12 protein-coding genes and 2 pseudogenes are annotated in these 11,895 nt (G+C 71.7%); 9 read left to right on the top strand and 5 right to left on the bottom strand.

Features of this window, described 5'->3' with window-relative positions:
• The 5 genes and pseudogenes from BU198_RS13065 to BU198_RS13045 form a co-directional block, all read left to right on the top strand.
• Positions 1-225 (top strand): annotated as a pseudogene (locus BU198_RS13065) (NADH-quinone oxidoreductase subunit C); the annotation flags it as partial.
• Positions 222-653 carry a roadblock/LC7 domain-containing protein gene (locus tag BU198_RS13060; protein ID WP_188297015.1) on the top strand — a complete coding sequence of 144 codons (432 nt, stop codon included), beginning with the start codon at positions 222-224 and terminating at the stop codon, positions 651-653. The pseudogene BU198_RS13065 and the gene BU198_RS13060, both read left to right, overlap by 4 nt.
• Positions 650-1,003 (top strand): DUF742 domain-containing protein, encoded by a 354-nt coding sequence (locus tag BU198_RS13055; RefSeq protein ID WP_188297018.1) that lies wholly within the window; start codon positions 650-652, stop codon positions 1,001-1,003. The genes BU198_RS13060 and BU198_RS13055 overlap by 4 nt, the downstream gene beginning before the upstream one ends.
• Before the next feature lie 136 nt (positions 1,004-1,139).
• Positions 1,140-1,715 carry a GTP-binding protein gene (locus BU198_RS13050; RefSeq protein ID WP_188297017.1) on the top strand — a complete coding sequence of 192 codons (576 nt, stop codon included), beginning with the start codon at positions 1,140-1,142 and terminating at the stop codon, positions 1,713-1,715.
• The gene (locus BU198_RS13045; RefSeq protein ID WP_188297014.1) at positions 1,712-2,905 is read left to right on the top strand and encodes a cytochrome P450; all 1,194 of its coding nucleotides are present in this window, start codon (positions 1,712-1,714) and stop codon (positions 2,903-2,905) included. The genes BU198_RS13050 and BU198_RS13045 overlap by 4 nt, the downstream gene beginning before the upstream one ends.
• Positions 2,906-2,995: 90 nt before the next feature.
• On the opposite strand, the gene msrB is transcribed toward BU198_RS13045, so the two are convergent.
• The 4 genes from msrB to BU198_RS13025 all read right to left on the bottom strand — a co-directional run bounded on the left by msrB (position 2,996) and on the right by BU198_RS13025 (position 6,289).
• Complete coding sequence (gene msrB, locus BU198_RS13040; protein ID WP_188297013.1) at positions 2,996-3,400, bottom strand: peptide-methionine (R)-S-oxide reductase MsrB; 405 nt, start codon at positions 3,398-3,400, stop codon at positions 2,996-2,998.
• Positions 3,401-3,441: 41 nt separating this feature from the next.
• Entirely contained in the window at positions 3,442-4,851 is a 1,410-nt protein-coding gene (murC, locus tag BU198_RS13035) for a UDP-N-acetylmuramate--L-alanine ligase (RefSeq protein ID WP_262987031.1), read from the bottom strand.
• 133 nt (positions 4,852-4,984) lie between these two features.
• The gene (locus BU198_RS13030) at positions 4,985-5,446 is read right to left on the bottom strand and encodes an indole-3-glycerol phosphate synthase (protein ID WP_188297012.1); all 462 of its coding nucleotides are present in this window, start codon (positions 5,444-5,446) and stop codon (positions 4,985-4,987) included.
• A gap of 51 nt (positions 5,447-5,497) precedes the next feature.
• On the bottom strand, positions 5,498-6,289 hold the full coding sequence (locus tag BU198_RS13025; RefSeq protein ID WP_188297011.1) for a pyrimidine reductase family protein: 792 nt from the start codon (positions 6,287-6,289) through the stop codon (positions 5,498-5,500).
• Between the two features lie 109 nt (positions 6,290-6,398).
• Here BU198_RS13025 and zapE point away from each other — a divergent pair, with 109 nt between their 5' ends.
• The 4 genes from zapE (at position 6,399) to BU198_RS13005 (ending at position 11,694) form a co-directional block, all read left to right on the top strand.
• The gene (zapE, locus tag BU198_RS13020; protein ID WP_317620099.1) at positions 6,399-7,442 is read left to right on the top strand and encodes a cell division protein ZapE; all 1,044 of its coding nucleotides are present in this window, start codon (positions 6,399-6,401) and stop codon (positions 7,440-7,442) included.
• A 147-nt stretch (positions 7,443-7,589) separates the two neighbouring features.
• On the top strand, positions 7,590-9,680 hold the full coding sequence (uvrB, locus tag BU198_RS13015; RefSeq protein WP_188297009.1) for an excinuclease ABC subunit UvrB: 2,091 nt from the start codon (positions 7,590-7,592) through the stop codon (positions 9,678-9,680).
• A 266-nt stretch (positions 9,681-9,946) separates the two neighbouring features.
• A complete protein-coding gene (locus tag BU198_RS13010; protein ID WP_188297008.1) occupies positions 9,947-10,525 on the top strand; it encodes a TerD family protein in 579 nt (192 codons plus the stop codon).
• 191 nt (positions 10,526-10,716) lie between these two features.
• Positions 10,717-11,694: a TerC family protein gene (locus BU198_RS13005; protein WP_188297007.1), complete on the top strand. Its 978-nt coding sequence runs from the start codon at positions 10,717-10,719 to the stop codon at positions 11,692-11,694.
• An 80-nt stretch (positions 11,695-11,774) separates the two neighbouring features.
• Here the strand turns inward: BU198_RS13005 and BU198_RS13000 are convergent.
• Positions 11,775-11,895, bottom strand: a pseudogene (locus tag BU198_RS13000) (IS30 family transposase); the annotation flags it as partial.

Raw genomic sequence — 11,895 nt, 5'->3', positions numbered from 1 at the left:
GGGGAGCCCGCCGCCGCTGAACCCGCCCGCGCGCCCGCCCCCGGAGCCGGGCGCACCCCCGAGCAGGCCGCCGCCCACTGGCAGGCGCTGCAACGGGGCACCGACTCCGGCCGGGCCGCCGTGGCCAGGGCCGCCGACAGCGCCGGCACCCCCGGCGACACCACCGCCGGCCGCGACCCCGGTGACCAGAGCACCGGTCCGACCCCAGAAGGAGCCGAGCAGTGAGCAGCACGCCCAGCCCGACCGCCACCGACGAGATCTCGTGGGTGCTGACCCCGCTGCTGGAGCTCCCCGGAGTGCTGCACGCGGTCATCGCCACCGGGGACGGCCTGGTCGAAGGCGCCTCGGACGGCCTGGAGCGAGCCTCGGCCGAGCGGGTCGCCGCGATGACCGCCACCGTGCACGCCGCCGCCCGGGCCTTCACCACCGCGTTCACCGACGCCGAGCGGCCCCGGCTGGCCCAGACCGTGGTGGAGTCCGACCTCGGCTACGCCATCGTGGTGCCCGCGGGGGAGAACACCTCGCTCGCCGTGTTCACCGCGCCGGACGCCCAACTCGGCAACGTGGCCTACCAGATGCAGGTACAGGTCGCCGCCCTGGGCCGGGCACTCGCGAGCCCGGCCCGGCGGCAGGACGACGACGAGCGGTCATGACCGCCGCCCCCCGCAGGCGGATGGTGCCCGCCTACCTGGCCACCGGCGGCCGCAGCCGTCCCGGCACCAAGGGCTTCGAGCGGCTGACCGTGCTGTTCGCCGACCGCGCCGACCCGCCGGACGCGCTCGAACCCGAACACCGCCGGCTCTGGGAACTGCTGCGCCCCGGTGCGCTGACCGTCGTGGAGGCCGCCGCGCACCTGCGACTGCCGGTCAGCGCCACCGTCTTCCTCGCGGCCGACCTGGTCGAGGCGGGCTGCCTGCACGCCCGCGCGCCGGTCCCGCGCGCCCAGCAGACCGACCGCTCCCTCGTCGAGAGGCTCCTCGTTGGACTCCGTGCGCTCCGGTGACCCGGCCGCCCGGCCGGACCCGGAAGACCAGACAAGCCAGACGGATCAGACGGACCGAACAGACCAGTCGGACCGGGCCGGCGAGGCGGACCGGCCGAGCCGGGTGGGCTACCTGCCCGACCAGGACCAGACGCTGATGAAGCTGGTGGTGGCCGGCCCGTTCGGGGTCGGCAAGACCACCCTCATCCGCACCCTCTCGGAGATCGCCACCCTGCACACCGAGGAGGCGATGACCGAGACCGGCCGGCCGGTGGACGACCTGGTGGGCCTGCCCGAGAAGACCACCACCACCGTCGCCGTCGACTTCGGCCGGCTCACCCTGCCCGGCAACGTGGTGCTCTACATGTTCGGCACCCCCGGCCAGCGCCGCTTCTTCCCGCTCTGGCAGGACATCGCCCGCGGCGCCCTGGGCGCCCTGGTGCTCGCCGACACCCGGCGGCTGGCCGACTCCTTCGAGATCATGGACATGGTCGAGGAGCAGGGCCTGCCGTACGCCGTCGCCGTCAACCGCTTCCCGGACGCACCGGACCACCCGGTCGAGGTGCTGCGCACCCACCTGGACCTGCACGCCACCACCCCGCTGCTGCTCTGCGACGCCCGGCAGCGCGACAGCAGCCTGGACGCGCTGATCGTGCTGGCCGAGCACGTCCTGGACGTCCTGCCCGCAGCCCCCGACACCTCCGCCACCACCGCCATCCCGGAGCAGCCGTGACCGTCGAGTCCCGCCCGACCCCGATCCACGGCCCGGTCTTCGCCGCCGACCCCCAGCTGGTCTACGAGCGGCTGCGGCGGCACGGCCCGGTCGCCCCGGTGGAGATCGCGCCCGGCGTCGAGGCCCTGCTGGTCACCGACTACCAGGCCGCGCTGGACCTGCTGCGCGACACCGACACCTTCTCCAAGGACTCCAGGGCCTGGCAGCGGACCGTCCCGCCGGACTCCCCGCTGCTCCCGGTGCTCGGCTACCGCCCGACCGCGCTGTTCAGCGACGGCGCGACGCACGCGCGCTACCGGGCGGTGATCACCGACGCCCTGGCGCTGCTGGAACCGCACCGGCTCCAGCGCCAGGTCGCCGAGACCGCGCACCGGCTGATCGACGAGTTCGCCGCCGTCGGCCACGCCGACCTGATCGCCGCGTACGCCCGCCGGCTGCCCGCCTTCGTGCTCACCACCTGGTTCGGCGTGCCGCAGGAGCAGCGCGCCGACGTGGTGGCCGCGATCACCGGGCTGATCGAGTCCACCGCGCAGGCGGGCGCCGCGTACGGGAAGCTCCTCGCGGTGGTCACCGCGATGGTCGCCGAGCGCCGCGAGCGCCCCCGGCACGACCTCGCCTCCTGGTACGTCACCCACCCGGTCGGGCTGGACGACGACGAGGTGATCCGGCAGATCACCCTGACCCTGATCGCCGGGCACGAGCCGACCACCAACCTGATCGGCAACGCCCTGCTGCGCCTGCTCACCGACGCCCGCTACGCCGGCTCGCTGTTCGGCGGCGCGATGACCGCCCACCAGGCGATCGACGAGGTGCTCTGGCACGAGCCGCCGATGGCCAACCTCTCCGCCCACTACCCGCGGTACGACATCACCTTCCACGGCCGGGAGATCAAGGCGGGCACGCTGCTGCTGGTCTCGTACGCGGCCGCCAACTCCCAGGCCGCGCCGCCCGCGGAGGACGGCGGGCTGCGCAGCGGGGAGAGCGCCCACCTGGCCTGGGCGGCCGGCCCGCACGCCTGCCCGGCCCGGGACCCGGCCCTGCTGATCGCGATCACCGCCATCGAGCAGCTGGGCAGCCGCCTCAGCGACCTCGAACTGTCCACTCCCGCCGAGGACCTGCTCTGGCGCCCGGGCCCGTTCCACCGCGCCCTGATGCACCTGCCGGTCCGCTTCGAACCGGTCGCGGGATAGCCGGGCCGGTCGCGAGCCGGCCCCGGGGCGGGTCTTCGGCAGCACGGAGGCCCGGACACCGCGCGGTGTCCGGGCCTCCCGCCGTCCGTTCTACTCGGCCGGCTTCAGCGTCAGCGAGACGCTGTTGATGCAGTACCGCTGGTCGGTCGGCGTGCCGTAGCCCTCGCCCTCGAAGACGTGCCCGAGGTGCCCGCCGCAGCGGGCGCAGCGCACCTCGACCCGGCGCATGCCGAGCGAGTCGTCCTCGATGTACTGGACCCGGTCCCCGGCCAGCGGCGCGTAGTAGGACGGCCAGCCGCAGTGGCTGTCGAACTTGGTCTCGGAGCTGAACAGTTCGGCCCCGCAGGCCCGGCAGCCGTACACGCCGACGGTCCTGGTGTCGGTGTACTCACCGGTGAACGGGCGCTCGGTGCCCGCCTCGCGGAGCACGTGGTACTCCTCGGGGCTGAGTTCGGCGCGCCACTCGGCCTCGGTCTTCTCGATCTCGTAGCTCATCTCACGGCTCCCGGTCGTGGCGTACGTCGGACGGACGTGGGTCAGACGTTGGAGGCAACGTTCGCGAGGTGCCTGAGGATTTCCGGCCCGAGGTTGGTGACGTCCCCCGCGCCCATGGTGAGCAGTAGGTCGCCCGGGCGGGTGAGGCCGGCCAGCAGGGCGGGGGCGGCGTCGAAGGAGTGCTCGGCGGTGACCTCGGCGCCGGCTCGGCGGGCGGCGTCGATGATCAGCTCGCTGGTCACGCCGGGGATCGGGTCCTCGCGGGCCGGGTAGATGTCCAGCACCACCGAGGCGTCGGCCAGCGCCAGGGCCAGGCCCATCTCCTCGGAGAGCTGCTGGGTGCGGCTGAACAGGTGCGGCTGGAAGACCACCAGCACCCGGCCCCCGCCGGTCAGGCCCTCGCGGATGGCCTCCAGGTCGGCGGTCATCTCGGTGGGGTGGTGGGCGTAGGAGTCGATCACCTGGACCCCGGCGGCCTCGCCCTTGAGCTGGAGGCGGCGGCGCACCCCGGTGTAGGCGCCGAGCGCCTTGGCCAGGTCGGCGGCCGGGACGCCCAGCGCGACGCCGGCGGCCAGCGCGGACACCGCGTTGTGGGCGTAGTGGCGGCCGGGCACCGAGACGGTGAACGCCAGCTCGGTGCCGTCCAGCAGCACCGTGACCTCGCTGGTCATGCCGTGGGCGACCACCGACAGCACCCGCAGGTCGGCGTCCTCGGCGGCGCCGACCGTCACCACGTTCAGGTCCTCGCGGCCCGCGACCCTGGAGGTGAGCTCGCGGGCGCCGTCGTGGTCGGCCGAGACCACCAGGGTGCCGCCGGGGACGATCCGGCCGACGAAGGTCTCGAAGGACTCGTAGATCTCCTCGATCGAGGCGTAGTTGGCGTGGTGGTCCAGCTCCACGTTGAGCACGATCGCCACCTCGGGCGCGTACTTGTGGAAGCTGCGGTCGCTCTCGTCCGCCTCGGCGACGAAGATCTCACCGGTGCCGTGGTGGGCGTTGGAGCCGGGCGCGTCGAGGTCGCCGCCGATCGCGTAGGACGGGTCCAGGCCCAGCTCGCCGAGGGCGACGGCGAGCATGCTGGTCGTGGTGGTCTTCCCGTGGGTGCCGGCCACCGCCAGCGCCCGGTGGCCGCCCATCAGGGCGGCCAGCGCGTCGGAGCGGTGCACCACGGGGATGCCGCGCTCGTGGGCGGCGACCAGCTCCGGGTTGTCGGCGCGGATGGCGCTGGAGACGACCACGCTGCTGGTGCCGTCCGGCACGTGCTCGGCGGCGTGGCCGACGTGCACGGTGGCGCCGAGGGCGCGCAGCGCGAGGACGGTCTCGGACTCCTTGGAGTCGCTGCCGGAGACGCCGGCACCGCGCACGGCGAGGATCTTCGCCAGGCCGGACATCCCGGCGCCGCCGATGCCGATGAAGTGCGGGGCGTGCAGGTCGTGCGCGGCGTCGTTCAAGGCGGGGCTCCGTACGGGCGGGGGCAGACAGGTCGGGCGGACGGGTCCCGGCGGGCGCCGGCTCGGGAGCCGACGCGGGAATCGTCCTCGCGGGCGGACCGCAAGGACGATTCTGCACCACCGGCGCGCCGGGCTAGGAGTCGCTGGCGAACAGCCTGAGCACCGGGACCCCCACCTTGTGCCGGGCTTGGGAGGCCCAGTCGCGGTGGAAGAACTCCTCCACGAAGTGGGGTGAGGTGAGCACCACGACCTCGTCCGCCCGGTGCTCCTCGACGACCGCGCGCAGCCGCTCCAGCGGCTTCTCCTCCACCAGTTCGCCCACCGCCGCCGCCTTCGCCGAGCGCAGGTGGCGCAGGCTGTGCTCCAGCGACTCGGTGGCCACGGTCGGCCCGCTCTCGGACTCGTCGTGCTCGTGCACCACCTTGTCGAGGTGGCCGAGGGCGACGTCGTCGAGCGCCCGCAGCAGTTCGTCCTGCTTGCCGCGCGGCTGCATCAGGACGACGAAGGACACCTCCTCATCGCCGTGGAGCGTGGTGACGAGCTCCACGTCCGCGTCGGAGAGAGCCTTTTCGATCATCAGTACCGTCTTGAACACGTGAGTCCCTTCCAGTGGCCGGCCCCCGGGCCCCGGCATCGCATAACGGCATCACGATCGGGGGGTCACGGGGTCATCCGAACCCGGGTGACGCAGGTAACGGGTGAAGAGGAATCCTTTCTGCTCGATCAATGAGACCAGTCGCATCCGCTGCACGTCCGGCATTCGCGCATCGTGCAGGATGCGCGGCGCGTCGCCGCCGGTGAGCAGCGGGGCCAGCGACAGGCACAGCTCGTCCAGCAGGCCGGCCCCCGCGAGCTGGCCCAGCAGGCGCGGGCCGCCTTCGGTCAGCAGCCTGGTCCAGCCCCGCTCGGCCAGTGCCGCCACGCCCGCCCGCAGGTCCACCGCGCCGGTGCCGGCGACCACCAGGTCGGCCACCTCCGCGACCGCCCCGCGGCGCTCCGCCGGGGCGTCCTCGGTGGTGATCACCACCGTCCTGACCAGGGGCTCGGTGAACAGCGGCGCGGTCAGGTCCAGCTGGAGGGAGCGGCTCACGACGGCGATCGCCGGGGCCGGTGCCTGCCCCGCGGCCGCCCGGGCCGCCGCGAACTCCCGGCGCGCCCTGGCCGGCCGGTAGCCCTCGGCGCGGACGGTCTCGGCACCCACCAGTACCACGTCGGACAGCGCCCGCAGCACGCCGAAGATCCGCTTGTCCGCGTCGCCGGACAGCCCCTCGGACACCCCGTCCAGCCTGGCCCCGCCGTCCAGGCCGGACACCATGTTGGCGCGCAGCCACGGGCGGCCCTGATTCACCTGTTCGGGGTACGCGTAGACGGCGGCGAGCGATTCCAGTGCGGCCGGATCGTCGAAGCGTTCACCCGGGGGGCTGATCAACTGTTGCATGTTCTCAGTCTTCCACCGGAGACCGAGGGTCGTTCGGACGGCGTACGGAGCAGGCGTACCCTCTACTGATGTGCCCGCAGCCTCCCACTCCGCCACCACGACCGAGCCGATAGCCGCCGCACACGCGTCCGGCTCCCCGATCGCGCTCACCGACCGCCGCCCCGTCGTTCCCGCCGAGCGGCTCGTCGCCGAGATGGTCCCGCCGCCCCGGTTCGCCGAGGTGAGCTTCGGGACGTACATCCCGGACCCGACCCAGCCGAGCCAGTACGAGGCCGTCCAGGTCCTGGAGCAGTTCGCGGCCACCCTCACAGGAGGAAACGGTTCCGCGCCCAAGCGCAGCTGGTTCCGCCGCTCCGCCCCCGCGCCCAGCGGCCCGGCCGGCGTCTACCTCGACGGAGGGTACGGCGTCGGCAAGACCCACCTGCTCGCCTCCCTCTGGCACACCGCCCCCGGCCCCAAGGCCTTCGGCACCTTCGTCGAGCTGACCAACCTGGTCGGCGCGCTCGGCTTCCAGCAGGCCGTGCGGACCCTCTCCGGGCACCGGCTGCTCTGCATCGACGAGTTCGAGCTGGACGACCCGGGCGACACCGTGCTGGTCTCCACCCTGCTCGGCCGGCTGGTCGACAACGGCGTCAAGCTGTGCGCCACCTCGAACACCCTGCCGGAGAAGCTCGGCGAGGGCCGCTTCGCCGCCGCCGACTTCCTGCGCGAGATCCAGGGCTTGTCCGCGCACTTCCGCCCGATGCGGATCGACGGCCAGGACTACCGCCACCGCGGCCTGCCGGACGCCCCGCCGCCGTACACCGACGAGGCCGTCGAGGACGTCGCGGCCCGCACCCCCGGCGCCTCGCTGGACGACTTCGACAGCCTGCTCGCCCACCTCTCCGCCGTCCACCCCAGCCGCTACGGCGCGCTGCTGGACGACGTCACCGCGGTCTGCCTGCGCGGCGTCAAGCAGGTCGACGACCAGTCCACCGCGCTGCGCCTGGTCGTGCTGGCGGACCGGATGTACGACCGCGAGCTGCCGATCACCGCCTCCGGCCTCCCCTTCGACGAGGTGTTCCCGGAGGAGATGCTGCGCGGCGGCTACCGCAAGAAGTACCTGCGCGCCGTCTCCCGCCTGGTCGCCCTGGCCCGCGACAGCGCCAAGTAGCCGGTTTCCGCCGATCGAGCGGCTTGCCGCCGCCTTCGACTCCGCCGTGCGGATCGACCCCGCCCTGAACCCGTCATCCGGTTCGGGGCGCACGCGGCCCGACCGGAGCCGCCCCCGCCTGTCAGTGGTGGGTCGTACCGTGGAGTGGTGCGTCCCATCACGAGTATTGAGCGGTCCGTGGCGCCCTTCGAGGTCGTCAGCCCCTTCCAGCCGAACGGTGACCAGCCGGCGGCGATCGCCGAGCTGGAACGGCGGATCAGGGGAGGGGAGAAGGACGTCGTGCTGCTCGGTGCCACCGGCACCGGCAAGTCGGCGACCACGGCGTGGATGATCGAGAAGCTGCAACGGCCCACCCTGGTCATGGCGCCGAACAAGACGCTGGCCGCGCAGCTGGCGAACGAGTTCCGCGAGCTGCTGCCGAACAACGCGGTCGAGTACTTCGTCTCGTACTACGACTACTACCAGCCGGAGGCGTACGTCCCGCAGACGGACACCTACATCGAGAAGGACTCCTCGATCAACGAGGAGGTCGAGCGGCTGCGCCATTCGGCGACCAACTCGCTGCTCACCCGCAGGGACGTGATCGTGGTCGCCTCCGTCTCCTGCATCTACGGCCTCGGCACCCCGCAGGAGTACGTGGACCGGATGGTGCCGCTCAGGATCGGCCAGGAGGTCGACCGGGACGAGCTGCTGCGCCGCTTCGTGGACATCCAGTACGCCCGCAACGACGTGGCCTTCACCCGCGGCACCTTCCGGGTCCGCGGCGACACCATCGAGATCTTCCCGGTCTACGAGGAGCTCGCCGTCCGGATCGAGATGTTCGGCGACGAGATCGAGGCGCTGTACACGCTGCACCCGCTCACCGGCGAGATCATCAGCCAGGACGAGTCCGTCTACGTCTTCCCCGCCTCGCACTACGTGGCCGGTCCCGAGCGCATGGAGCGCGCGATCACCGGCATCGAGACGGAGCTGGAGCAGACGCTCGCCCGGATGGAGAAGCAGGGCAAGCTGCTGGAGGCCCAGCGGCTGCGGATGCGCACCACCTACGACATCGAGATGCTGCGCCAGATCGGCACCTGCTCGGGCGTCGAGAACTACTCGATGCACTTCGACGGCCGCGAGCCGGGCTCCCCGCCGAACACCCTGCTCGACTACTTCCCGGAGGACTTCCTCCTGGTCATCGACGAGTCGCACGTCACCGTCCCGCAGATCGGCGCGATGTACGAGGGCGACGCCTCGCGCAAGCGCACCCTGGTCGAACACGGCTTCCGGCTGCCGTCCGCGATGGACAACCGCCCGCTGAAGTGGGAGGAGTTCCTGGAGCGGATCGACCAGACGGTCTACCTCTCGGCGACGCCCGGCCCGTACGAGCTGTCGCGCGGCGACGGCCAGGTCGAGCAGATCATCCGCCCGACCGGCCTGATCGACCCCGAGGTGATCGTCAAGCCGACCGAGGGCCAGATCGACGACCTGGTGCACGAGGTCCGCCGGCGGGTCGAGCGGGACGAGCGCGTGCTGGTCACCACGCTGACCAAGAAGATGGCCGAGGACCTCACCGACTACATGCTCGGGCTGGACATCAGGGTCCGGTACCTGCACAGCGACGTGGACACCCTGCGCCGGGTGGAACTGCTGCGCGAGCTGCGGGCGGGCCGGTTCGACGTGCTGGTCGGCATCAACCTGCTGCGCGAGGGCCTCGACCTGCCCGAGGTGTCGCTGGTGGCGATCCTGGACGCGGACAAGGAGGGCTTCCTGCGCTCCGGCACCTCGCTGATCCAGACGATCGGCCGCGCCGCCCGCAACGTCTCCGGCCAGGTCCACATGTACGCGGACAGGATCACCCCCTCGATGGAGAAGGCCATCGACGAGACCAACCGCCGCCGGGTCGTGCAGCAGGCCTACAACAAGAAGCACGGGATCGACCCGCAGCCGCTGCGCAAGAAGATCGGCGACATCCTGGACACCCTCGCCCGCGAGGACGTGGACACCGACGAGCTGCTCTCCACCGGCTACCGGAACCAGGGCAAGGGCAAGGCGCCGGTGCCGTCGCTGGGCGCGGACCGCAAGCCGGCCAAGTCCCTGCCGGCCGCCGAACTGGCGGACCTGATCCAGGAGATGACCGACCGGATGCACACGGCCGCCGCCGACCTCCAGTTCGAGGTCGCGGCCCGGCTGCGCGACGAGGTGAAGGAACTGAAGAGGGAGCTGCGGCAGATGCGCGAGGCCGGGGTGGCGTAGCCGGCCCGCCGGGGCGCACCCGGCGGGCCGGCCGGGCTTGGCCGGAATGACACCGGTCAAGCCCGGAGGTGTCTCAGGCTTGCCACAAACGGGGAGACCCTGGGGAGCCGGGGGCCTCGCAGGCCCTAGGCTGGCCTGCGGCATCGTGCCCTCGGGACGGGGTGGCGGGCCGTACGCAGAGGGGGCCTCAGCCGGGGGACGGCGACGGGGTGTTCCATCGTGGAGCCGCGCGGCGCGACCGTGCGGCCGGCAGAGAGGACAACGTCGTGTCGGTGAACCTTGCCAAGGGGCAGCGGGTCAGCCTCCAGAAGGGGCCGGGCAGCGCCCTGACCGTGGTCCGGATGGGCCTCGGCTGGCAGGCCGCCCCCAAGCGCGGGCTGTTCGGCAGCCGTACCCGGAAGATCGACCTGGACGCCTCGGCGCTGCTGTACGCCGAGAAGACCCCGTCCGACGTGGTGTTCTTCTCGCACCTGGAGAGCAACGACGGTTCCGTCCGGCACACCGGGGACAACCTGGAGGGCGGCTCGGGGGCCGAGGACGACGAGGCGATCCTGGTCGACCTGGTGCACGTGCCCGTGAACATCACCCAGGTGGTGTTCACGGTGAGCTCGTACACCGGGCAGACCTTCGCCGAGGTGGAGCGGGCGCACTGCCGGCTGCTGGACGAGACCACCGGGCTGGAGCTGGCGCGCTACGAGCTGGCGGGCGGCGGGCCGCACACCGGGCAGATCATGGCCAAGGTGGTCAGGGACGGCAACGGCGGCTGGGAGATGCAGGCGATCGGCGCGCCCGCGAAGGGGCGGACCTTCCAGGACCTGCTGCCGGCGATCGAGCCGTACCTCTGACGGTTCTTTACCTTCTTTACCTTTCCTTGCCTTCCCTGTTACTCTCGACGACAGCGGAGGGGAGTATTCCTCGACAGCCGACCCCGTCATCACGGGTGCCCGTCGTGGCACCCCGGGGCGCTGGCCCGATGGGCGGAAGAGACCTCCGGCAGTGACGATGACTGTCTCGCCTACCTGCCGGAGGAGCAGTAGTGGACGTTTCCGTAACCATGTGGGTTTCCACGATCCTGGTGCTGATCGCACTGATCGTGGCGGACTTCTTCATCGGAGGGCGCAAGCCGCACGAGGTCTCGATCAAGGAGGCCGGGATCTGGACGGCCGTCTGGGTCGCCCTGGCGGTGCTCTTCGGCGGCTTCCTCTGGTGGCACTCCGGGGGGAAGCCGGCGGGCGAGTTCTTCGCCGGCTACATCACCGAGAAGTCGCTCAGTGTCGACAACCTCTTCGTGTTCATCCTGATCATGGGCAAGTTCGCGGTGCCCAGGATCTACCAGCAGCGCGTGCTGATGTTCGGTGTGATCATCGCGCTGGTGCTCCGGGCGGTGTTCATCGCCGGAGGTGCCGCGCTGGTCTCCGAGTTCTCCTGGGTGTTCTTCATCTTCGGCGGCTTCCTGATCTGGACGGCCTGGAAGCTGGTCAAGGAGGCCCGCGCCGAGGAGGAGGACGAGGAGTTCGAGGAGAACCGCGTACTCAAGTCGATCACGCGGCGCTTCCCGGCCACCGAGGACTACCGCGGCACCAGGCTGTTCGTCCGGGAGAACGGCCGCCGGCTGATCACCCCGATGCTGATCGTGATGCTGGCGATCGGCACCACCGACGTGCTGTTCGCGCTGGACTCGATCCCGGCCATCTTCGGCCTGACCCAGGACCCGTTCATCGTCTTCACCGCCAACGCCTTCGCCCTGATGGGCCTGCGCCAGCTGTACTTCCTGATCGGCGGCCTGCTGAAGAAGCTGGTCCACCTGTCGTACGGCCTGTCGGTGATCCTCGGCTTCATCGGCGTGAAGCTGGTGCTGCACGCGGCGCACGAGGCGGGCGCGACGTGGGCCCCGGAGATCGGCATCCCGTTCTCGCTGGGCTTCATCGTGGTCGTGCTGGCGATCACCACCTTCACCAGCCTGCGGGCCTCGAAGAAGGCCGAGCAGGCCGAGCGCGAGAAGCTCGACGCCTGACCCGCCGCGCACGCGCCGAGGCCCCCGCCCCGCCGCTGCTCCCCTTGGGTTCCAGTGGTCGTTGCAACACCGTCTGGTTCTCAGGTGGTGAGTAGATCACGTAGACGCTCGGCTGGAGTGTTCCAGCCGAGCGTCTTGCGTGGACGGCCGTTGAGTTCCTGGGCGACGTGTTCGAGGTCTTCGGGGCTGTGGACGCTGAGG

Source organism: Streptomyces sp. CBMA156 (genome assembly GCF_014596515.1).
Taxonomy (GTDB): Bacteria; Actinomycetota; Actinomycetes; order Streptomycetales; family Streptomycetaceae; genus Kitasatospora.
Note: the sequence above shows the minus strand (reverse complement) of the source record. Positions and strands in the feature narration are given on the sequence as shown.